This window comes from Gayadomonas joobiniege G7 (assembly GCF_000300815.1).
GTDB lineage: Bacteria > Pseudomonadota > Gammaproteobacteria > Enterobacterales > Alteromonadaceae > Catenovulum > Catenovulum joobiniege.
The window spans coordinates 65,330-90,037 of the sequence record NZ_AMRX01000008.1 but is presented as its reverse complement, the minus strand read 5'-3'; the positions used below and the strand labels follow the sequence as shown (position 1 = coordinate 90,037).

16 protein-coding genes are annotated in these 24,708 nt (G+C 41.1%); 4 read left to right on the top strand and 12 right to left on the bottom strand.

Annotated elements, in window-relative coordinates; translation table 11 throughout:
• Positions 1-50 precede the first annotated feature (50 nt).
• Positions 51-524 (top strand): LabA-like NYN domain-containing protein, encoded by a 474-nt coding sequence (locus C727_RS0115180; protein WP_017446506.1) that lies wholly within the window; start codon positions 51-53, stop codon positions 522-524.
• Between the two features lie 3 nt (positions 525-527).
• On the opposite strand, the gene C727_RS0115175 is transcribed toward C727_RS0115180, so the two are convergent.
• Together C727_RS0115175 and C727_RS0115170 are read right to left on the bottom strand one after the other, a co-directional pair.
• Complete coding sequence (locus C727_RS0115175; protein ID WP_017446505.1) at positions 528-1,436, bottom strand: GntR family transcriptional regulator; 909 nt, start codon at positions 1,434-1,436, stop codon at positions 528-530.
• A gap of 137 nt (positions 1,437-1,573) precedes the next feature.
• Positions 1,574-3,040, bottom strand: a complete 1,467-nt coding sequence (locus C727_RS0115170; protein ID WP_237742359.1) for a sulfatase family protein — start codon at positions 3,038-3,040, stop codon at positions 1,574-1,576.
• Positions 3,041-3,287: 247 nt separating this feature from the next.
• Here C727_RS0115170 and C727_RS0115165 point away from each other — a divergent pair, with 247 nt between their 5' ends.
• The gene (locus C727_RS0115165; protein WP_017446503.1) at positions 3,288-4,613 is read left to right on the top strand and encodes a DUF6786 family protein; all 1,326 of its coding nucleotides are present in this window, start codon (positions 3,288-3,290) and stop codon (positions 4,611-4,613) included.
• 234 nt (positions 4,614-4,847) lie between these two features.
• Positions 4,848-7,274, top strand: a complete 2,427-nt coding sequence (locus tag C727_RS0115160; RefSeq protein ID WP_017446502.1) for a hypothetical protein — start codon at positions 4,848-4,850, stop codon at positions 7,272-7,274.
• Positions 7,275-7,383: 109 nt separating this feature from the next.
• On the opposite strand, the gene C727_RS18670 is transcribed toward C727_RS0115160, so the two are convergent.
• From C727_RS18670 to lldD, 8 genes are all read right to left on the bottom strand, one after another.
• Positions 7,384-9,654 (bottom strand): WD40/YVTN/BNR-like repeat-containing protein, encoded by a 2,271-nt coding sequence (locus C727_RS18670; protein WP_081579240.1) that lies wholly within the window; start codon positions 9,652-9,654, stop codon positions 7,384-7,386.
• Entirely contained in the window at positions 9,620-9,901 is a 282-nt protein-coding gene (locus C727_RS19170) for a hypothetical protein (RefSeq protein WP_051008764.1), read from the bottom strand. Before C727_RS19170 ends, C727_RS18670 begins: the two co-directional genes overlap by 35 nt.
• An 87-nt stretch (positions 9,902-9,988) precedes the next feature.
• On the bottom strand, positions 9,989-12,373 hold the full coding sequence (locus C727_RS0115150; RefSeq protein ID WP_155949279.1) for a beta-galactosidase: 2,385 nt from the start codon (positions 12,371-12,373) through the stop codon (positions 9,989-9,991).
• Between the two features lie 148 nt (positions 12,374-12,521).
• Positions 12,522-15,032 (bottom strand): glycoside hydrolase family 95 protein, encoded by a 2,511-nt coding sequence (locus C727_RS0115145; protein ID WP_155949278.1) that lies wholly within the window; start codon positions 15,030-15,032, stop codon positions 12,522-12,524.
• Between the two features lie 89 nt (positions 15,033-15,121).
• Positions 15,122-17,359: a dockerin type I domain-containing protein gene (locus tag C727_RS0115140; RefSeq protein WP_017446499.1), complete on the bottom strand. Its 2,238-nt coding sequence runs from the start codon at positions 17,357-17,359 to the stop codon at positions 15,122-15,124.
• A gap of 152 nt (positions 17,360-17,511) precedes the next feature.
• Positions 17,512-18,993: a sulfatase family protein gene (locus tag C727_RS0115135; protein ID WP_017446498.1), complete on the bottom strand. Its 1,482-nt coding sequence runs from the start codon at positions 18,991-18,993 to the stop codon at positions 17,512-17,514.
• An 80-nt stretch (positions 18,994-19,073) separates the two neighbouring features.
• Entirely contained in the window at positions 19,074-20,546 is a 1,473-nt protein-coding gene (locus tag C727_RS0115130; RefSeq protein WP_017446497.1) for a sulfatase family protein, read from the bottom strand.
• A gap of 70 nt (positions 20,547-20,616) precedes the next feature.
• A complete protein-coding gene (lldD, locus tag C727_RS0115120; protein ID WP_017446495.1) occupies positions 20,617-21,759 on the bottom strand; it encodes an FMN-dependent L-lactate dehydrogenase LldD in 1,143 nt (380 codons plus the stop codon).
• Between the two features lie 106 nt (positions 21,760-21,865).
• Here lldD and C727_RS0115115 point away from each other — a divergent pair, with 106 nt between their 5' ends.
• A complete protein-coding gene (locus tag C727_RS0115115; protein ID WP_017446494.1) occupies positions 21,866-22,768 on the top strand; it encodes a LysR family transcriptional regulator in 903 nt (300 codons plus the stop codon).
• Between the two features lie 6 nt (positions 22,769-22,774).
• Here C727_RS0115115 and C727_RS0115110 read toward each other — a convergent pair whose 3' ends face one another.
• Both C727_RS0115110 and C727_RS0115105 read right to left on the bottom strand, forming a co-directional pair.
• Positions 22,775-23,986, bottom strand: a complete 1,212-nt coding sequence (locus C727_RS0115110; protein ID WP_026052749.1) for an MFS transporter — start codon at positions 23,984-23,986, stop codon at positions 22,775-22,777.
• An 82-nt stretch (positions 23,987-24,068) separates the two neighbouring features.
• Complete coding sequence (locus C727_RS0115105) at positions 24,069-24,695, bottom strand: LysE family translocator (protein ID WP_017446492.1); 627 nt, start codon at positions 24,693-24,695, stop codon at positions 24,069-24,071.
• Positions 24,696-24,708: the final 13 nt, after the last annotated feature.

The following is a 24,708-nucleotide window of genomic DNA, read 5'->3' as shown; positions in this document are numbered from 1 at the left end:
TAAGCAAGCTGTGTAAACTGCCTCCAGCTTGCTTAAATAACCTTAAAAATATGACCAAAATCGCTATTTTTGCCGATGTGCAAAACATCTACTACACCTGTAAAGAAGCCTACCAGAAACAATTTAATTACCGGGCATTTTGGCAAAATATGGTGTGCCAAGGGGATATAGTGCTTGCAAATGCCTACGCGATACATAAAGGCGATGATGGACAACATAAGTTTCAAAAGGCCCTTAAAAGCATAGGTTTTAACGTTAAATTAAAACCCTATATTCAACGCGCTGACGGTTCGGCAAAAGGTGATTGGGATGTGGGTATTGCCATAGATATTATGGAAACAGCGGCCAAAGTGGATAAAATTGTTTTATTATCTGGTGATGGAGACTTTGATTTATTACTTTTACGTATTCGTCAATTATATCAAGTTGAAACTCAGGTTGTCTCTGTACCTTTACTGACCGCAAATTCATTAATTGAAGCCTGCGACCAATATACAGAGATCAACGCAGATCTTTTACTTTAAGGATTAAACTTCTAGGCCATGCACACATCGCATCAAGGTTTTTTCTGCAGATTCTAAATGTCTCTTCATGCTCAAGATAGCGCCCGCATGATTGCCAACAATTAAATGATTTAAAAAATCGATATGTTCATCAATCGCCACACTAAAACGCTCGTATTCACCTTGTTTGTCCCATTGATAATGATAGTGACAGATAAAAGAAACTATATCGTAAAACTGATCGGTAAATCGGTTAGGCATATGCTCACGCAGTTTATAATGCATTTCTTTATCTAAGTCAGGAAAACGCTGGTAACTATTTTTTAAGTCTGCTTTTAACGCCAGATGTTTATCTAATAAAGTGACCAAGTCCTGCCAGAGCGAATGATCTTTAGGTACTGTCAATAACTTGTTTAACGCATCTAATTCCACCATCTCACGAAAAGCAATTAGCTCACGGGCAAAAGATTCATCAAACTCAACCATTTGCCAGCGGCCACGTGGATTTTTTTTAATTAAACCAGAATTAGAGAACTTAATTAGAAACTCACGAACACTAATGGTTGTGCACCCCGAATCCCGCGCTAAACTCAGCTCAGAAAAACGATCACCCGGTACGAGTTGGCCTGTATTGATAAGATTTAAAAAGTACTTTTCGATCAGTTGATCTTTACTTGACGTTGAATTTTTAATATTAAAAAAATCTGAATCTGTTGGTTTTCGTAAAACCACTTTTTTAGAACCTTGTCGTTCTATGATGCCTTGCCCGATAAGATAATCAACACAATTTCTTACCGTAGTGCGGCTAATATTCAATTGATTCGTTAATTGTATGTCATTTGGCATAACCAGTTCTTTGCCACTCAATGCTTGTATCTGCGATAACATTCGATTGACAGAGTGCTTGAATAGATAAGTTTTTTCTGACGTCATGCGGGTCCCAACATGGATTAAACACTGCGGCGACCAGTTAATTACCCAGCCGCTTTAATTAAAAAAAACATCATTAGTATAACTCCTTGTTGAGCATAAAGTAATCTTTGAATTTAATGCGTTTTTTTTGGCCTTAATTAAAGATTATCTTTCCAGATATCAACCTGCGTATCATTTTTTAATATAGGGCCCTGCGTACTGCGGCCGTTATTCACATAATCTTTGAGTAAATTAATCAATTCAGTGACCTTCGCTGGATATTGTTGCGCTATGTTAGTACGTTCTGAGACATCAGTTGATAAGTTATATAACTGTACTTTTGGCATCTTTTGCTGTTTTGCTTGTTTATCATTCGGTGTACTCCAGCCGCCCGAACCTGGTGCCAATAGCAATTTCCAGTTTCCCTGCCGAATCGAAAATTTACCATAAATCGAATGATGCACTATTGCATGGCGCGCGCTCTGAGCATCTTCACCTTTTATTAACGGATAAAAACTTATGCTATCTTCACCCTGGTGATGATCTAATTTTACCTCCAAGATATCAGCAAGCGTCGCGAATACATCCGTAAGGCCAATTAAACCCTTTTGTATTCTATTGCCGTTACCCTGCTTAGCGGGCCAGCGTAAGATAAATGGAACTCTATGTCCGCCCTCCCAGAGATCAGATTTTAATCCACGTAAATGCGCGCTTGGATAATGTCCTTGCTCAATAAGAGATTTAACATCAGCCGCTTTAGAGGTGCCATTATCAGAGCTGAAAATGATAAGGGTATCCTTGGATAAACCTGCTTTATCAATGGCATCAACAATTTTTCCGACCATAGCATCTGTCATCATGACAAAATCGCCATATTTTCCTAAACCACTTTTCCCGATCCATTCTTTACTCGGCACTATTGGTGTATGCGGCGATCCAAACGCCATATATAAAAAAAATGGTTTTCCATTTTTTGCGTTTGATGCATTTTTATTTATAAAATCCACCGCATATTCAGTGGTTCTCGGTAACATATCAACCACGTTAATATGCTCAATAACGCGGTCATTATGGATAAGCGTTTGCATATCTCGGGCATGATGGAAACCAAAATATTCATCAAACCCTCTACTTATTGGGCCGTCTGGAATATAACTATTAATAGGTGGACTCTGTTTATTTTTAGGTTTAAGTAATTTTTTTCCCTCAAAATAATAATTAAAATTTAAGTGCCATTTACCTGAAATAGCCGTTCGATAGCCTTCCGTTTTTAACATTTTAGCCAAAGTTAATTGATCGTCTGCAATCAGCGGATCTGCATAACCGGTCGTCACTCCACTTTGTAACCGCGTTCTCCATGCATACCGCCCAGTCAATAATGCATACCTAGAAGGAGTGCAAACAGATGAAGCGGTATGAGCATCAGTAAAAGTAATGCCGGTACGAGCTAATTGATCAATATTGGTGGTTAAAATTTTACCTCGTTCGGGGTTCAGTGATTTCACCTCTCCAATCCCCATGTCATCGGCAAATAAAACCACTATATTAGGTTTATCGCTCGCCTGTACAAAGGTAAAGCTCATATATAAACATAAATAAACGGTTTTAAAAATGCGTGTCATCATAATATTCTCGGCTAATAAAGGGCTTAAACAAGATACAATTAAAGTTACATAAATATAATATTTGCATAACATGCAATATACGATAAAATTAGTATAATTATAAATAAAAATACACATTAAAAATAAGGCTTATTTAATGCAATTAAGGTTTTGGCGGTCCAGTGAACCACCAATGCCAAACCCACAAAAAATAGACGCTTGGTGGCGTAACTAACAAAACAAGCAATGAATCAAAAAGGATAAACACGTGAAAACTAAAAAGCTAACCATGATTGCAGCCGGCATTTTAGCTGCTTCTCTATCGCTAACGGGCTGTCAAGATACACAAACAAATGGCGGGCCAAAAGGCGCAGAAACAAAGGTAGAACCATCTGAAAAGCAAAAACCTGTGCTGCCAGCGAACACGAATAAAAGCACTGATGCTTTCACTAAAGACATTCAATTTTTACAAAATCATGTTGAAACCCTGATCCTTAAAGATGCCGAAAGCGGTGCCGCGTTAGCCGTAGTGCCTGCTTGGCAGGGTCGTATCATGACCGCAACAACTGGCCAAGGTGATAGTTTTGGTTGGTTGAATTATAAATTAATAGAACAAGGGATTAAACCAGAAGCCGAACGTGAAGGCTTAACCCAGCATCTTTACGCTTTTGGCGGTGCCGACAGATTTTGGATCGGTCCAGAAGGTGGTCAATTTTCTTGGTATTTTAAACCCGGTAGCGAGTTTACCTTTGCACAATGGAAAGTCCCAGCCTTTATTGATACCAAACCCTGGCAGGTCTCAGCGCAGACAGCAAATAGTGTCACTTTTAACCATAGCGAAAGCTTAACTAACTGGTCCGGCACTGAATTTAATTTAGCCATTACCCGTACGGTTAATTTATTATCACCACAGGCGCTGGCAGACATTTTTAATATCGAAGACTTAAACAAGTTGTCGGTCGTGGCATACGAAAGTCGCAATACCATCACCAATGACGGAGATTTTAGCTGGAGCCAAAACACAGGTATGCCGTCTATTTGGATCTTAGGTATGTTAAATCACGGCCCAGAAACAACGGTCGTGATCCCATACAATGAAACCCCAAGCGATGCGGACGCTGAAATCGTAAAAGATGATTATTTTGGTCAAGTGCCAAGCGAACGTTTAGTTGCAGATAAGGGCGTCATCTATTTTTCTGCGGATGGCAAGTATCGCAGCAAAATCGGTATTAACCACGCCCGTAGTTTAGGCATTGCCGGTAGTTGGGATGCACAAAAACAAGTATTAACCATTACCCGTTATAATCAACCGCAGGGTCCAGCCGACTATGTTAATTCGTCTTGGCAAAAACAAGAAGACCCATTTGTTGGTGATGCCATTAATAGCTACAATGATGGGCCGGTTGATGGTGGCATGTTAGGGCCTTTTTATGAAATTGAAACCTCTAGCCCAGCATTAGCGCTTGCGCCGGGTCAATCATATGAACACCTACATCAAAGTTTTCATATAAAAGGCGAAAGGAATCAGCTTAACCAAGTTGCTTTAAAGGTATTTGGTGTTAGTTTAAGTCAAATTGAAAGTGGTTTGAAATAAGCTAAACATTAAAGCATGTTTTTAACACCACCCATTAGTCGCTGTGATTATTAAACGACTAATGGGAATAAATGTTCACTCACTCTTTTTATCAAAGGCAAACAATTTTAACCATGCCAAACTTAGCACCGCATTTTATGACGAATAATTAACTTGCAAAATAAAGCTTCAAATTAGTTAATTAAATCTATACAATTGTTAACAATCACCAATAAACCAGAGTGAATTGTTAATATGAAAGCAAATCCTAATCTATTTAAATGGTCTGTTATTGCAGCGAGTTGCGCATTTGCAACTGCTTGTTCTGACGCTACGCAAAATCCACAAGATTCAGTGTCTCAACAAGAGAGTAAAGCCAAAAATCAAGCGACAACCTCAGATAAATCAAAGGTTACAGAGATACTGTACAACTTTGAAACAGGGCAAATTCCAAACACGATAAAGTTTGGTAATGCAACAGGCGAAATCATTTCTAATCATGGCGTGACTGAAGGGAAAAATGCCTTAAAAGTTCATTTTAACTCAGCCAACAAGCCATACGCATCCATCAGTTTTGAACCTGAAACACCCTGGGATTGGAGCCAATACGATAGCTTTAATATTGCATTTGATATGGCAAACGAAGGGGATGTTTCGGTATTTTTAAAACTTGGTGTAACGGACATAGATGGCAGTAATTATACCCGCTCAATTGTTGTGCCTGTTGGACCCGCTAAAACTTATTATTCAAAAATGGCAGGTCATGATGTTGGCAGCCCAGACTCTGATTTAGGCGATAATGTTGAACTTAATTTAAGTTCTGGCTTGCGATCTAACCCACCTACTTGGGACTCAGATGAAGTTCAATTCGTTTGGATGTGGGGCAATAAAAACCTGAATCTAAAAGGCATTAAAAAAATCAGCCTGTCACTAGAGCATAACCTTCGTAACAAAGAACTCATCATAGACAATATCCGTATCCGGCCCAATCCTAAACTTAACCCTGATTATTTAGTTGGTATTGTTGATAAATTTGGCCAATCTTCAAAACAAGAATTTGAAGAAAAAGTCCATTCAACTGAACAGCTGATCGAATTTAAAAATAAAGAGCTGGCGCGCCTTAATCATGGCGAAATGTTAGAGGGCCGCTCTCGATATAGTGGCTGGAAAGCAGGTCCTAAATTTGAGGCAACTGGTTACTTTAGAACGCAAAAAATTGGCGATAAATGGTCATTGATTGATCCTGACGGATATATCTTTTTTACCTCTGGCATTGCCAATGTACGTATGTCTAATACCACCACAGTCACAGGCTATGATTTTGCGAAAGACAAAATCAAACAGCGTTCGGCCGATGATGTGACACCAGAAGATTCAGAGGGTTTAAATACGCCACCACCTGAAGCGATTCCAACACGTCACTTGGTCTCTGAGACCCGTAAAAATATGTTTCAATGGTTACCAAGTTATGACGATCCGTTAGCGGGCAACTACGGTTATCGCCGTGAAGTGCATTCAGGGCCAATTGAGCATGGTGAAGTATTTAGTTTTTATATGGCTAACTTGGAGCGTAAATACGGCGAAACCAGTCCTTATTCATACGTTAATGATTGGGCGGAAGTCACTTTAGATCGAATGCGCAGCTGGGGCTTTACATCATTTGGCAACTGGGTGGATCCAGTTTTTTACGAAAACAAAAAAATGCCCTATTTTGCCAATGGTTGGATCATTGGTGATTTTAAAACAGTTTCAAGCGGAAATGATTTTTGGTCGCCTTTACCCGATGTATTTGACCCTAAGTTTGCCGAACGCGCAGACGTAACGCTTAAAGTGGTTGCGGATGAAGTAAAAGGCAGCCCTTGGTGCGTTGGGGTATTTGTTGATAACGAAAAAAGCTGGGGTCGTCCAGGTAGCCCAGAAAGTGAGCTTGGCATAGTCATTCATACCTTGAACCGAGACGGAGCCGATGTGCCCACTAAAAATATGTTTACCCAAACGCTTAAAGCGCAATACGGTAGCATAAACAAATTAAACCAAGCTTGGGGATTATCACTTGAGTCTTGGGAGGCATTCCAAAAAGGTGGTTTTGATACTAAACCTTCTAATAAAACGCGCATTGCTGATTTTGAAAACTTATTGTATTTGTACGCAAAACAGTATTTTAAAGTGGTTGATGGCGCACTCGCTAAGTATCTACCCAATCATCTGTATATGGGCGTTCGTTTTGCTGGCTGGGGCATGCCAGCACCTGTGGTTAAAGCAGCCTCAGAATACGTCGATGTATTGAGTATAAATCTATATAAAGAAGGTTTAATTCCGTCCACTTGGGAATTTTTAAAAGAATTGGATATGCCAGCTGTTATCGGCGAATATCATTTTGGCACCACGGCGTCAGGCTTTTTCCATCCGGGATTAATAGCAGCGACCGATCAAAAAGACAGAGCCCGTATGTATAAAGAGTATATGCGTTCAGTCATAGATAATGACTATTTTGTTGGTGCGCACTGGTTCCAATATATAGATTCACCCATCACAGGACGAGCCTATGATGGCGAAAACTACAATGTTGGTTTTGTCACTGTTGCTGACGTACCTTACAATGCCATGATTGATGCCGCCAGAGAAATCAATGGCGAAATTTATCAGCGTCGATTTGGTGATGAAATAAAAACCGAAAAATAATTGTTTAACAAAACAAATATTAGGGTTTAACATCCCTTAAAACAAAAAGGCTTCGTTAGAAGCCTTTTTTATTAGATCAATGGGAATAAACACTTAGCTTGCACGTATCCTATTCGTGCCATGCTTGGCCATTTGCCCCATTAATATAACCAACATACCAGCCACTGCCCCAACCTGCGGCCCAAAGCACATTCGCATTATAGGGATCCGGTTTAGCATCAATTATCTTGTCGTAATTTGATAAGTTATTATTGATTTTTTTCCAGCTGCGACCAGCATCTAGTGATAGATACAGTCCGGGATTTGTAAATTTGACCTCTGTATTCATCTGATTACCAGCCGTCAATAATAAGATGTTTTTATCAACTGGTGACGACTCCAATTGCAATACCAGGGGAGCTTTAAAAATCTGCTGCCAACTCTTACCTTGGTCGCTACTGCGCCATGCACCACCTTGCTCATAGTCACCGTGATAAAAACCACCTGCACTGATATATATATCTGCACTATTGGCATCAATAAACACATGGTTAACACTCGATATTTGTTCCGGTATTTTCATTTTTTGCCAGCTGCTACCCTGATCAATTGACTTGTACAGACCACCATTTTCATCGCTTGCCGCGGCATACAAGACCTTTGAATTGTTTGGGTCGAGTGCAATCATGCGAATGCTCGCTTGTGGATGAAAGCCTTTGTTACTGACCTGCCAACTATAACCACCATCAGTTGATTTCATGACGCCAAAACCACCAACCGTAGGTTTACGACGTGGCGCACGGTATATTTCTGAAAACGCATCTAGTGTCACGGCCAGATACATGTTATCTGAATTCACTGGATCTATTAATAGGCTATTTTGAGCCGGGATCAGCCCAGGTGGCCCTTGAACAACCTGCCCGAGGTCACTTCGTCTTTGTTCGTTGACCTTTAAAATGGTTGAAATATTTTCCCAGCTTTTGCCACCATCGGTTGACCGTCTCAATTGGCCTCTGTGATCCTGTCGCCAAGCAGTGATGTAAATAATGTCTGGATTTTTTGGATGCACAGCGACCGTTGAAATAGAGACCATGCCATCGATATTGACTTGCCCTTCAATTTGTTTCATCGCAACCGCTTGTTTATCAGAGATACCATCAACCACGACTGTTTGCCATAATCCATGCTCTCCACTCGCCATTAAACGACGATCTTTGATCCCTGTACTATGCAGCATAAACCGACCTGGCAGATCACTATTCCCTCGTCCAACCCACAGGTTCTTACCAGCAGAAACTTGGATATCATCTATTTGCCGCCAATTTGCGCCTTTATCATCTGACATCTGAGTTTGCTGCGCAACACTGATAAATAATTCGCCATTAGAGTTAATGTTTAATAAACGATTCCCCTGTTGTTCGTGATGAACATCCATATAAGCTTGTACGTGCGCAAATTCAACATTAGGTTTAACCGGATTGCCGCGTGATTGCCAATAAGCCTTATCTTGCTCCGGCAACTGATGCCAATACGCGCCCTCACGGGCTACCACATGCCAGCTTTTACCAGCGTCTAATGTTCGCCATACGTGGCCGGGGCCAAAACTTCTGTCATGTTTTTTGTTGTAAGTTAGATAAATTTCATCCGGATTTTGGGGATTAACCACCAGTCGGTTGAAAACAGGTAGGGCTGCATCTGGGAGCACTGGAAATTGTTTTTTTGCTTGATTCCAGCTGATAGAAAACCAGTGCGCGATAGCTCGATAATAACGATAAACCTCTGTTTTGTAGTTTAATTTTGATAAATCAAACGCAAGATTGCCCGTTAAGTCCAGCCAACTGGCACCACCATCAGTACTTTTAAAAACACCGCCGGTCGCTTTAATTGAATCTCCATCTGGGTGATAAAAGGTTTGCTCAACTAAATAGAGTGTGTATTCGCCAGTTTTTTCATTATAGTGATAAGTTAAATCCCTCGGCCGTTCATTAGGTAAGCCAATAGTTTGCTTTTTGTGCCAATTTAAACCTGCATCTAAGCTTTCCATTAAACCATGATTCGTTAACATTAACAGAGTATTTGACTGACGTGGATCAACCAGAATTTGACCAACGTCTAAATCATCTGGCAAGCCATTGCTTATTTTTTGCCAAGTTTTACCTTTATCAGCTGATTTTAAAATATAAACATAATCTGCATAACTAAGCTGATTGCCCGTGAGTTTGTTTTTTGATCTATGATTTTCTTTAACGTTCCAAAAATCGCCAGCCCCTACATACCAAACTGAATCATTACTCGGGTCAACTGCGATATGGCTCAGACGAAAGCCTAATTGTTCATCGTACCAACCTTTTTTAAATGCTTCAGGATCATACGGATTGATCCCAGCTACCATAAGCAACATGCATATCAGGCCCCATCAAGATCACATTGGGATCATCAGGATGAGTCCATAATTCTTCATTGTAACCCGACATGCCTGGGCCAATATTTTTCCAATTAACCATATCATCAGATTTTACTTTGTTGTGTTTGAGTTGCTCAAAATATTCCGTTTGATGATGAGCATAATGACTAGGCTCGGGCTTACTATGACATCCTATTAGACCCAGAGGTATCAAGGCGAGCGGTAATAAATAGATAAATTTCATAACGTGTTTCCAAACTAAAAACGATAAAGGGCCAATAATTGGCCCTTTTTTAATAACATTTAACCGATCAAAAGGTGCGCACTGAGATTAGTCAGTTGACGCTTTCATTCTGCGCGGATATAAATTGCTATTTATCTCTTTTGCTTTATTAACCATGGTTTTATATGGGATATCAGCAATGGTGACAAAACCCGTATTATAGTTTTCACCATCATAGGCGCGGCCGGTTAGCGGTGAATCTAAGTACTGGAACCAGTGGGCCCCAACAATATATGGGTTATCGATCGCACTGTGCATGTACAATTGATACATTCTAGCTCTGTCTTTTTGATCTTCTGCATGAATCAAACCCGGGTGGTAAAGGCCTGTATCACTGTTTGCGCCCATATGAAACTCACCAATAATCGAAGGTTTATCGTATTTAGCTAGATAAGCCCAATCTTTTTCATGCAAAATTTCGCGGTACGAGTTGTAACTCATAATGTCCACGTATTTTTTAGACGCTTGAATCACCTCTGGATTTTTACCCCACATGGTTAAACGAACGCCCATATACATATGATTTGGCAATACTTTTTCTAACGCATCATGGACAATTTTAAAATACTGCTCTGCGTAGGTGTATAACATAGAGGACATATCAGCCAAAACCGCATCATTTAAATGCTTGATTTCAACGCCTTGTTCCACCACTTGCCAAGAGTCATACGCGGTTTCCCATGCTTTGTTTAACGCTTTTATGTCAGCATATTTGTCTTTCAATAGTCCAGTAAATACCGCTTTGGTGGGGCTTTCTGAATCTTTTAAGCCCATGGTATTCATTGGAATGCTGTAATGCGATTTAACATTATTGACATTGCCCCAGCTTTTTTCGTTGTCGACAAATACACCGATACACCAAGGATTATTTTTGACTTCTTCTGCTATTACTTGCGTGGTTAATTCTGCTCTGCGTTTAAACTCAGGATCAAAAGGATCTGGCATGGGGGACCAAACATAACCGCCAGATTCAACCGTTTTATAGTCGCCAATGATCCAACCATTTGCAAAATATGGGATTCTATTCATTTGATAATAACTTGCGTCTGTCCAGTTACCGGTTGATGTGAATCCCCAATTTTTAAACCTTTTTATGGTTACGTCTCGCCAAGTATCTAGATATGAATCTGGGTAAGTCTCACCATAGCGACGCTCTAAGTTAGCTTGATAAAAACTAAATGTTTCACCATGTGGTAATGGGCCTTTGTGAGTTGATCTTCGGTAACTATAATGATTGGCCAGAGGGTCATCATAATCCGGTAACTCGTTAAACATCTTATGTCTAACCTCTGAGGCGATGTAACGTGTTTTTTGAGCCGCTTTGGAGACAGGCCGGATCCCCAATGAGTCTTCTGGTGTAACATCTTCTGGATCTCGATACCTGACTGAATCATCTTTAAAGTCAATACCCGTTAAAGTAGTGGTATTTGCGATACGTATATTTGCCAACGCAGATGAAAAGAATAATGCCCCTTCAGGGTCAACAATCCACCATTTACCTTTATATTTTTCAGTTCTAAAATACCCTGTCGCTTCTAATCTAGGGCCACTTTTCCACCCTCCGTACTCAGTCCTATCTGCCATCGGGCCTTCTTTATTTAGCTGTGCAATTTCAGCTTCTGCAAGGGCTTTAATATGGCTATCACTTTTAACTTTTTCGGCAAATTCAAATTTTGCATTTTGACCAAACTTATCGGCAAGCCCTTCCAGATACGCAGTATTAAAACTTGGGTTTTGACGGATTCTAATGTTATCAACAACAATGGTTTTATCTTCGGAAGTCGATCCCATTTCAATTTTAATCGCTTTAACATTGGCTAAATCTAACTGTTTATTGCCATTTAACCAAAACATTTTTTTGTCATCAGATGGCCAAGATTTAGGGTCTTCGCGTAAGCCGCTATCTAAATCAAGTTGTGGACCTTTTAATAAAGCATAATAGGTTGCAGTGCTATTGGCTGGGATACTAATACCACGGCGGTGTGATTTGCCGGAATGATCAATGACAACAAGATAAATAAAAGCCGAGACCTCTTTCGGATTATTAATATCTAACGCCAAATTAATATTACCCAGCTTACTCCAATCCCATTTAGTTTTGGCTTTGATGACGGCTTCATGTTCAGGCTCGGACGCATCAAACGTAAGCTGATAAGCATACTTTCCTTCGCTAACACCAAGCGCAGAGACTCGCTGGCCGCTGACATTAGTTAGCGCTATTGCTTGTTTATCAAGGTTTTCAAAATCTACCACTTGGACAAGTGCATCATTTGACGACGGCTCAGCGTTTATCACCGAGACAGGGGGTTTAGAGGTGCTTTGTGCCGTTTCACTCGCTTGGCTGTTATTGTTATCCGTATTCGGGTCACTACAGGCCGTTAGCCAGCCTAACACAGCAAGTGCACCGGCAATTTGATTAAATTGAAAGCTCATAAGGTACCTTTTAGTTTTATCACTTAATAACTCATCATACATATGATTGTATACATTTAAATTTAAAATTGTAAACAAAAATAAAATTAAATGTTGACTCAGCAATAAAACAAAAGGACCTGTATTTATTTAAATCACAAACGAGCGCCTAAGGTTTGTATATATAAACCTCTCCTTTTTCTAACTGCAGGGTTTTAGATAAAAACCCGTTATGATACAGCCTAAATGCCCCGTCTTGAGACGCGCTAATCCGAGCTTCTGTCAATTGCTGATCACGCCAAGTTAGATCAACAACAAAGCCACCTCTGGCTTTTAAACCCTTTACTGATCCCTTTGCCCATTGCGACGGCAGCGCTGGCAGCAAATCAAGGATGTACGGAGCATCCGCCAATGATTCTGGCGGTGATACCGGGACATAGTCACCCGCATTATTCGGGTCGGCTTTATAAGCAACAAAAGCGGCATCTTTGATGCTTTTGGCTTTTGGATCTATACTGCGTAAATGACTCTGCAATAACATTTCAGCAACGGCAGCACCAGCGCCTAGATTAGCATCTATTTGCCAAGGATCACCATTAAATAAATTGATCGCGTCCATTTTATAGACCACATCATGGTAATAACTGAGTGCTTGGTCCCCGTCTCTTAATCGTGCCCAAAGCGCAGCGCGCCAAGCACCGGCCCAAAATCCCCGCAACTCGCGATTTATCAGCACCTTTTTACTGGCGCGAGCAAGTTCAGGTGTGGTCAAGGGTGAAAAATCACGGCCAGGGTGTAGCGCAATTAAATGAGATAAATGACGGTGAGTATTTTCTGGATCGTCATAATTTTCTGGCCACTCTTGGATCACCCCATCGGCGTTAATTTTTTGTGGTGTTAATTTCGCTATCAGTTGTCGCCACAGATTTTGTGCCTTCTGATCTGTATTTAGGATTAGCGCGCTTTGAATACAATCAGTAAATAGATTAACTAACAACTGTTGGTCGTAACTGGCGCCCCAAGCTTGTTTATTTAAACGCCCGTACTGTTTGTCTAAAAAGTGATTTTCTGGTGACCAGGTTGGATATACCAATAAACTACCATCTTTCCAGGGAGCCAGGTGTCCGGCAAAAAAGTCGCAAGCCCCTTTTAAAATTGGGTAGGCCTGCTGCAAGTATTTAAGATTCGGGTTAAATGCATAATGCTCAAACAAATGCTGGGCCACCCAGTGCCCGCCCTGCTGCATACGCCGACCATGTTCGTTTTGTGCAGTAAAGCCGTAAACATTACCGTTTAAACCTATGCTCCAGCCTTTATTTACGCCAAACGTTTCCGCGGCTGTATAACGACCTGATTCAGCAACCACGTCTAACCAACGCAAAAAGGGGGTGAAGGTTTCACTTAAGTTAGTGGTTTCAGCTAACCAATAATTCATTTGAATATTAATATCTGTGTGGTAATCCGAACGCCATGGCGGTGCTTCAAGTGTATTCCACAGGCCTTGTAAATTGCTCGGTACAGGCGCATCTCTCGATGAGCTAATATGTAAATAGCGCGCATAATCAAAATACAATTTGTATAAAAATAAAGGATCGCCATGCGCAGCCAGTTGAACAGTCGAAATGGGCTTTGAATCCGCCATTAAGTTTAATGAAACTCTATCCATTAACCCGCTAAAGTCTGATTGATGATCTTTTTTAACTTGCTCATAGCCTTTATTAACCGCTGCCGATAAGGTTTGTTTATTCTCTGCAAGGTGATCGCGGCCGTTAAAATTTGGATAGTTCGGTAAATAATCGGTAAAACCAGAAATATAAAAAATCACTTCCGAAGCATTATTTATTTTCAGTTTATCCTTTAATTGAGTTATTTGTCCGTCTTTATGGATAATCTGTGCGGTTTGGCTAAACTCTATGTCTTTACCAGCTTGCATCGGGGAATGGCCCAATAACGTGAGCTGATTCTCTTGGCTGGTAACCTGGTAATTTTGATGAGCTGTGTAGGCGCTAACGGTTAAATTGAGGGCATTTCGGTCAGCGGTAAACTTTGCTACACATAGATCATCCGGATGACTACAAAAATATTCACGCTGATAGTTTACACCGTCTATTTGATAAAAAACGCGACCGATACCAGATTGTATATCTAACTCACGACGATAATTTTTACTTTCATCTATTCTATGGCCAGTTTGAATTTTTAAATCAGCAAAAGGTGCATAATTACCTAAAGGCTTTTGCGTTGCTAGATATTTACTGCCCAATGCTTCTACTGAGTCGTTACGACGGCCAAAATGACGTTCACGGGCTGCTTTTCGAACAGTATCTAGATGTTTATAAGCGCCAATTCGCGTACCTGATTGTGCGGTTTTATCTAAACCCCGAACGCTATTCATCCATAAGGTGATTTCATTCATCACTAGATATTCGGCTTCTACGCCTCCTGAAAACATAACGCCCAAACGCCCATTGCCTAGCGCCAAAGCTTCACCCATAAAGGTTTTACCACGAGTTTTAGCATCATCATTCGCTTTAGGTTTTATATCAACCTGCGCCGGGGCATTAAAATAAAGTTTTGATGGTTGAGCATTTGATTGTTCCAAGGAACCGGCCAAAGCAGTATTCAATGTAACCAAGGTAGTGGTTAAAACTAAAGCTCTCGGTAAAAAGAGTTTTCTCATGGGCTTGTCAAAAAGAGTATTTAAGGTGTTCATAATAAGGTTTCAAAATGATGATGGCTGTGATTTACACAGCCATCTTGGTTGAGTGACTAACGTGAACGATATAAATTATAGATGTAACTGTAATCTCGACGCGAAATTAGGCCATCGGCATCAAAATCGGCGGCTGCATTAAATTCGGCATCCCCTTCTTTTGTACCCATTACGCTGATAAAAGCACTTATATCTGCTTGTGTAACTTCACCATCCTCATCTAAATCGCCAGCGACTGCTTCGTATAGGGTAAAAATGTACGCATTGACTGATTTAGGCTCAATGACAGTTTCCAAAGTACTTGAATCTGTTGATCCGTAAGATGAAGATAAACCTTCAGCCGTGGTATCATTTGTCCAAGTTACCTGTTCAATCTGATCACTACTTAATGCTTCACCATTAAAATAGAAAGTGGTATCTGTATGAGCAATTTCAGCGCCATTCATTAACCATAAAATCACTTTATTGCCGTTTCTAAACGCCATCGCATCCGTTTCAGCTAAACCTGTCAGCTGGGTTGGGATATATTGAGATCCTTCAGGCGCGTTATTGCCGAACAATTTCATAATGTAATAAGCTCGGTATTTTTGTCCCACTTGACCATTTTTAAAATAAATCATGCGAGTTTCACGGTTAACCCCGCGTGACCAAGGTTCAAAAAAGAGCTCACCTTGCATTCCAGCGCGATACCATCTAGCTCGGCTTGAAAAACGATTAATAGGTGCATTTATATCCAGTTCAACACCTGAAGTAGGTCCTGTGCCTAACCCTGTTTCTGTATGCCAAACATCGAGGCCCACTGCGTTCGCTTCAGTTACTAGGTCTTTCCATACTGATTCAGCCGCACCGTCATAAGCGTGAGTAGAAATGCCTTTGAACAAAGACACTTTGTCTTGCGCAATATACTGTCGTAATACGTTAAGTGCTTGTTTAGTGCCCCATGTGGAAGGTCCAGAAAATTCTGGTTCAGGTACACCGATATAATCACTGGTCGTTAATAAACGCTTAATTTCTTCGATGACAGCAATTTCTTTTTCCGATGAAACGACTTGTGTCCACTCTTTTACGACACTTAATACACTGATAGGAACGCCATTATCACTCATGATCTTCAAATAATCAGCTAAAAAACGGGCATATTTTTCAACATTTAATGCTTCTGGATCATAGCTGCCACCGTTATAACCACCGCCTGTATATGCCCAATCAGGCAAATTATTCACCGTACCATAACCATCATAATCGGATTTTAAAGTGGCCCAGAACTTTACATTAGGGTTGGATTGCTGCACCATTTTCATCGACAAAATGGCACGGTCATAAAACGCATGATTTGGCTCGCCTTCAACCAATTCTTGTTTTCTATCATAAGATACGCGCGCGTAATCAAATGGAATATCTTTAAATACCCAATCAGAAATTTCTTGTGAGTTCGCAGCATTATTTAAAAAAAACTGAGAACGTTCCATATCAGAACCCATCAAGGTGATCTCTTGACCGGGATTGGCTAAGTCTAGTGTCACAGTATTATCAACATCGACCTCTTTAAACCAGCAATATTTTGCTTTACCGGGCGCAGGATCGCCAAACTCGGCATTGGTACATGCCACTTCATTATAATAAGTACCATAAACTAAGCTGCCTTGTCGGCCATAAGCAACTTCGGCATAACCATTAAAATAGCAGGTCGCGTTTTCGCCGCCACAAATAACCCAATCGTCTCCCTCTGGGCCAACTGGATCAACTGTACCCGCAGGTCGAACCCAGCAATGTTTGTATTTGCCTGGCGCAGCATCACCAAATTCGTTATTGTCGCAAGTCACGCCATCGGTATGAGTTTCTATGTTAAACTGTCCATCCCGACCATAGGCTACTGAATATTCGCCACTGAATGTACATTCAGTTTGTTCCTGGCTGCAATACTGCCAATTTAAACCAGCCGGCGGTGTTAAATGAGAGATATCATTGCGGATCCAACAATGTTTTCGAACGCCAGGTTTAGGATCACCAAAAACTGACGGATGGCAATACACCTCATCACTATGCACTTGATAGTTGAATTTACCATCTAAACCAAACGCCACTTGTTTAGTGCCATCAAAAGTACAATCTTGCTGTGCTGTTGCACAATAGGTCCAGTTACCTGGTGGTGGCTCAATGCCCTCACCTGCGGCATTGGCGGTTTGACTATATAAACCGAACACACTGAATAGAATCAGAAGGATAGATTTATTATACAGAGTATTTAAACGTCCAATTATCGGTTTTAGAACTGGATATCGATAGCTACGCATGCTAATTCCCCAAAATAATTATGTATACCTTAACGATAAGTTAAATAATTCACGATTTAACTACAGCATTATCATCATTAAAGTGCTGGTCCGCTGAGTGAACATTTATTTCCTACTAGTCAACTTCAGCTGAACAATCAGCCTGTCCCTTGTTATTTTTGAAACATTAAATTAACAGGGACATCTACATAACCAGCGGGTCGACACTTTCCGCAACTCTCATCGTCATTTATTTGTAAATTTTGTTTAAATTCATTAATTTTTTTGGTTAATTCAATAACTTTATTTGGGTAATCTTTTGCCACATTTTGCTTTTCAGATGGATCTTCAGACAAATTGTATAACCCGGGGCGCTGGCCTTTTATTGCTAACTTCCAAACCCCAACGCGTACCGCTTCTATAGTATTTTCGCGGTGATAAAAAAAAGCTTCATATGGCGATTTTGCCCCTTGCTGGCCGGATAAAAGCGGCCAAATATTTTTACCATCAAGGACTCTATCGGTTGGCAAGCTGGCACCTGCTAAATATGCAGCTGTAGGTAAGATATCCATTAGTGTCGCCACTTCATTTGACACTTGTCCGGCAGGAATTTTACCGGGCCAACGCGCAATAGTCGGGACCCGCATACCACCTTCTAACGTCTGTGTTTTATGGCCAGCTAACAACCGGTCAGTACCGTCAGAGTTTTTGCGTCCAGAAGGGCCATTATCTGAACTGAAAATAACCAGAGTTTTTTGGTCTATCCCTAAGGTTTTAAGCGTATTTAAAATTTGCCCAACTGAATGGTCTAATTCAGCAACAACTAAAGGATAAGTCGCTTTTCGGTTACGTTTTTTAAGCTCTTTTTCAGTAAAACCAAATTTTTGAATGCTCATTTGCCCCTCGCCCTCAGTAAACTCTGGCGATACATATAAGGGACCATGCGGCATCGGCTGTGGCATATAAAGAAAAAAAGGTTGATCTTTGTGGCGCTTAATAAAATCAATCGCACGGGCGGTAAAACGACGGGTTAACTGGCGTGGATCTGGATTTAATTCAATAACGGTCTCACCGTCTAACAATGGTAAATCCGGAAACTTAAAGTGTTCCTGTCGATGGTGTTTTGGCCAAATATCATGACTATATGGCAAACCAAAAAACTCTTTAAAACCCTGCTTGGTTGGTAAAAAACTGGGTTGATCACCCAGATGCCATTTCCCGAACATGCCTGTCGCATAACCGGCCTGCTGCATAATTTCGGCAATCGTCACTTCGGCTGGATTGAGCCCTTTAGCATCACCGGCCAATAATACGGGAAAATTGGATCCGGTCGCCATATTAACACGTCTCGGATAAGACCCCGTCATTAACGCAGCTCTTGATGGCGAACACAAAGGGGCTGGGGCATAAAAATCGGTCAGCTGAATACCTTCTTTTGCCATTTGATCCAAATTAGGCGTAAGTACATGGTCACCACCATAAATACCAACATCTTCCCACCCTTGATCATCGGTAAATATTACAATGACATTGGGCTTAACTTGACTTGCTGCTGCGGGTGCTAAAAATTGCGCAAAAACACTGCTAAAACCAAGCGCACACACAGACAAAATTTTGACCTGTTTTGATAGTCGTTTTTTTGATAATAGTTTCATCATTTTGACCAAATATCTGACGGAAAAAGACGTCCCTGTCTCTGTTTAGAAGAAGGTTAATCGTTATTGGTAATTAGCAGCTAAGATTGGTTTTTAATCCGCTCTAAATCTGATAATAACTCTTTAACAATTTTTGGATGTTTGTCGTAAACATTAGTTGTTTCCGACGGATCTTTATCTAAATTGAACAGCTGAATCGGTGGCAAGTTTTTTGTATCTTGTTTACCAGCACCAAATCCGCCTGAGGTGGCACCATCAATAAGTTTCCAAGGCCCTTTTAAGATCGCAAACATGCCAGATACTGAGTGCACTATAGTTGATTCACGGACTGGTTTGTCTGCTTGTTTTCCCGTTAAAATCGGCAACAAACTGACGCTATCCTCGCCAGCATCTTCAGCTAACTGAGTTCCTGTAATATCAGCCAAAGTGGCCATAAAATCGGTTAAATTAACTAATTGATCTGAAACCTGCCCAGCCGGGATCGCCGCAGGCCACTGCACAATAAAAGGTACCCTATGTCCGCCCTCATATACACCGCCTTTCAGGCCGCGATAGATATAGTTTGCCGAGTGACCATATTTTTTGGTGTCGTGCTCGTACCAGTGAGAACCATTATCACTGGTAAACACTATAATGGTATTTTGAGTTAGTTCCGCATCGTCTAAAGCAGCCATTAATTGACCGATTGACGCGTCCATTTGATTAATAAAATCACCATACGCACCTACTTGGCTTTTACCTTTAAATTCGTCGGTTGGCAACCAAGGTTGATGCGGAGCTGGCACAGGAAAAAATAAAAAGAAAGGTTTATCGCTGTCTTTTTGCGACTTAATATAATTTGCTGCTTTTTCGGTAAAATGCGGCACTACATCTATATGTTTAAAGTTTTCCGATATAGCGCCTCCGCGCCAATACCCTTCTCCGTCGTAAAACCCTTGACCTCTTGGTTTGCCATGCGTTGCAATTTTTTTACTAAGTGGCTCTACCACTTTATCATTTTCAAAATACACATACGGTGACATGTCTAAAGACGCTGGAATACCATAATAATAATCAAAGCCATTGTCGACTGGACCAGGTCTTAATGGCTGCGTGTAATCCGTCTTTTTACGATCACCTAATCCTAAATGCCATTTGCCGATACCAACCGTATTATAACCGCTACGTTTAAGTAACGAGGCTAGAGTTTCCCTTCCATCTTCAATTAACGCAGGATCATATCCCCATAGGACCCCTTTTTTCAATCGGCTTCGCCAAGCGTATCGCCCAGTTAAAACACTATACCGAGTGGGCGTACAAACTGAAGATGGCGAATGAGCGTCGGTGAACCTGATCCCTTGAGCCGCCATTTTATCTAAATTCGGTGTTGGTATTTTTGAGTTAGGATTGTAGCTTCCTAAATCACCGTAGCCGGTATCATCAGATAAAATATAAATAACGTTCGGTTTGCTTAGGTCTTTTGCTTGTGTATGACCATGTTCATGCGCACTCAGGGTACCACTAACATTGGCGGTCAGCAGCACTAGGCTGCTCAATAACACGTTTATTTTCATGAAATTTTATTACTCTGTTATTAATTTAATTTTACTAAAAATAAAACAATGCAACCGCCAAAAACCGCAATTATTTATTGTGTTGAATTAACGCATCTTGATTTAATTCAGATAAATTTTTCGCACCTGTCAGTGTCATAGCAACACGCATTTCTTTTTGGTAGAGATCCAATAAATTTTCAACCCCTTTTTGCCCCGCAGCGGCCAGCGCATAAATATACGAGCGCCCTAATAAGGTACAGTCCGCACCTAGCGCGATCATCCGCACTACATCCAAGCCAGTCCGTATACCAGAATCAACTAAAATTTTTATATCACCTTTTACCGCATCGGCAATATCTGGCAAGGCTTTTACTGAAGACAAAACACCATCTAATTGGCGACCGCCATGGTTCGAAACGACAATGCCATCGGCACCAAAACGAACGGCATCTTTTGCATCTTCAGCATCTAAAATCCCTTTGATGATCATGGGACCATCCCAAAAATCACGGATCCATTCAAGATCTTGCCAAGAAATCGAAGGATCAAAGTTTTTTCCTAACCAGCCGATATAATCTTCTAGTTTAGTTGGCTCTCCGCGATAAGTTGAAATATTACCCAAATCGTGCGGTTTACCCAACAAACCAACATCGAGTGCCCAAGAAGGATGTGTCATTGCCTGTAAAACGCGACGCATCGCCGCATTCGGCCCACTCATACCAGAATGCATATCGCGATACCTAGCACCTGGTACTGGCATATCAACCGTAAAAACAAGCGTTTTTACCCCCGCGGCTTTTGCCCGCTCTAACACGTTTTTCATGAAACCGCGATCACGTAATACGTACAACTGAAACCACATTTTACGATCGATTGTTGGCACGACTTCTTCAATAGGGCAAACAGAAACCGTAGACATACAAAAAGGAATGCCTTTGTTCTCAGCCGCTTTCGCTGCTTGCACTTCACCGCGGCGTGCATACATGCCCGTTAAACCCACGGGGGCTAACACCATAGGAAGTGACAGTTCTTCGCCAAACAATTCAGTCGACAGATCTAATTCAGACATATTTTTTAAAACACGCTGCTTCAGCGCGATATCGGCTAAATCACTCGTATTATGTTTTAACGTATGTTCGCCGTACGATCCACCATCAATATAATGAAATAAAAACGGTGGTAACTTGGCTTGAGCCGCTTTGCGATAGTCAGTTGAAGCTGAAATAATCATTTTTGCGTACCAGACAATTAATATTTATGATTTTTTAACTTTACTGCTTTATTTTTTGTCAATAAATAGAAATAATGAAAAACACTATTTCTAAAAGTTACATAATATGCAAGCTGACGATTTAATTCTATTTTCTCAGGTGGTTGAACTTGGCAGTTTTAGTAAAGCCGCCGAAATCAACCAAGTAAGCAACTCAGTGGTCAGTAAACGTATTGCACGGTTAGAAGCTGAATTGGGCGTACAGCTACTGTATCGGACAACGCGCAAGTTGACCGTCACTGAAGCTGGGCGGCTGTTGACGCAAGGTGCAAAAAACGTCAATCAGGCTGCCATAGAAGCGTTTGCCAGCGTCTCGAATTTAGAGACTTGCATCACTGGACATATAAAAATGTCTGTGCCAACAATTTCTGGTGATTTGTTATTAGCCGAAGCAGTCGCAGAATTTTGCCAGCTGCACCAAGGTTTAACTGTTGATATGTCGCTTGATAATCGTTTTGTCGATCTGATAGAAGAAGGTTATGATCTTGTGATCCGTACTGGGCACCTAACAGATTCAAGTTTAATTGCCCGTCATATTATTGATTCACAATGGGTGGTATGTGCATCAACAAGCTATCTGCAAAATCACCCGTCCCCCAAGACACCTAAAGATCTTTTACAGCATAATTGTTTAAAATACGCTTATCAGAGTTCTGGCGCAAATGAATGGGCATTTAAAGACGGTCAGCATACATATTCGATTCGAGTTAACGGCTCATTTTCGACAAACAACGCTGCGGCTCTTCGTAAAGCTGTATTAGCCGGTTATGGTATTGCGTATTTACCCCGCTGTTTAGTGCATGAAGATCTTCGCGATCACAAATTAAGCCTCTTATTTCCTTCACAGGTGGCTAAAAAACAAGGGGTTTATGCTGTGTATCCAAACACTAAACATCTGCCGCTTAAAACCAAAACCTTAATTGAACATATTAAAAATAAATATCAAAGATTAGCCCATTATTTTAATTAATTAGGGCTAATGGTTTGCGGTTTGGCTGGATTTTAATTTACGCAAATCTTTAAAATAATAAGCTCCCCAAACTGCCACTAACAATGCACTTATGCCACCCCAAATTGCTGCGTTAACAGCACCACCGGCTGCTGCAACACTGCCAGCCCTAAAATCTCCTAACTGGTTTGAACTAGCGATAAAAATCGAGTTAACCGCACTGACTCTACCTCTTAGCTCATCGGGCGTATGATGCTGAACGACAGCCCCCCTTATCACCACACTAAACATGTCTGATGCGCCGTAGATAAATAACGAGACCGCGGCAAGCCATAAGGTAGTCGCAAACGAAAACATCAAAATAGACATAGCGAAAACCACCAGCGCAATAAATAATGTGTAACCCGTATGCGCAAAATCACTTTTATAACGAGCCAAATAGACGCCTATCACCACAGCGCCAACCGCAGGCATGGCCCGCAATAAACCTAAACCTTCAGCACCTACTTTTAGAATATCCGCGGCATATATGGGTAACAAAGCAACCACACTGCCTAATAACACCATTAATAAATCTAATAATAAACAGCCAAAAACAATGGGATTTCGGCGCAAAAATGTAAAACCACCCAGCATCACAGCCCAAGAACGTGCGACCTTGTTACTGGCTGGTATTGCAGGTAAGCTAATAAAGCTAATCAATGTTAAAAGCGATCCAACCACCAACAGCCAATAGGTATCGTAAGCTATCCAAGCCACTAAAATCCCAGCAATAAAAGGCCCTAGTGTAGTCGCTAAATTCCACACAGTGCTACTGATAGCGATGGCTTTATTTAATCGTTTAGATTCAACAATATTAACCAGCGCGGCTTGAATAGTGGGCGACATAAAAGCTTTAACAGCACCAGCGGCACTTAACAGTAATAATAACTGCCATTTATCAAAACTCGCCGCATTCATCACAAAAGCGATCGCCAACAAAATACAGCTTTGCATTGCGGCACCATAAACTAAGATTTTTTTCCGCGAGACATGATCAACCACCCAGCCAGTGACTAAAAATAAAGCCAGAACCGGCGTTATTTGGAACAGACCAACCAGCGCTAAGTCAAAGGGGTCGCCGGTTTGCTGATACAAGTGCCAGCCCACCGCGACCAAGAGCACTGACTCAACTAGGCTGAATAATGCACGGCCAGCCAAAAACCGATAAAACGAAGAAGTAAGTTGAAGGTTTGACATGTAAAACCAATAGCGACACAAAACCATCATTATACTGATTAACCACAAGCTTGTGTTTTGAAATTTTGTTAATCAGCCCAGCTTAAAGTTCTATAAACAGTAGCCTAATCGCCAAAGTGGCAAAAATAGCAGCGGCAAATCGATTCAGTACTCGCTGTGCCTTGACTGAATGAATAAAGCCTCTAGCCAATAACTCGCCTGCCCACGCAATTGCAGAAAAAATAATCAAGGTGGCCAACATAAACAAAACACCCAGCATGGCCATTTGCAAAAAAACTGAGCCGGATTCAGGATCGCTAAACTGAGGTAAAAACGCGATAAAAAAAATCGCTACTTTAGGGTTACTCATATTCATCATCAGTCCACGAAAATATAGCGCGCGCTTCGGCAAAGTACGACTTTGCTTGCCCACTGACAAGCTAGGGTGTGCGTGCCAAGCCTGCCATGCTAAATACAGCAGATAGAGCGCGCCAACGGTTTTTATTAAATTAAACGCCAATGGTGACGCCTGCAATAAAGCCGCAACACCCAAGGTGACTAATGCGGTATGAAATAACAACCCAGTGCACAAACCCGCGTTGACGAACAAACCGGCGCGACGGCCATACAATACCGACTGAGTTAAGACAAAGATATTATCTGGGCCTGGGACAAGGGCTAAAGCAAATGATGCGGTAATAAATACGAGCAGGGTTTCTAGTGGTATCATCGAGTTTTTCGGC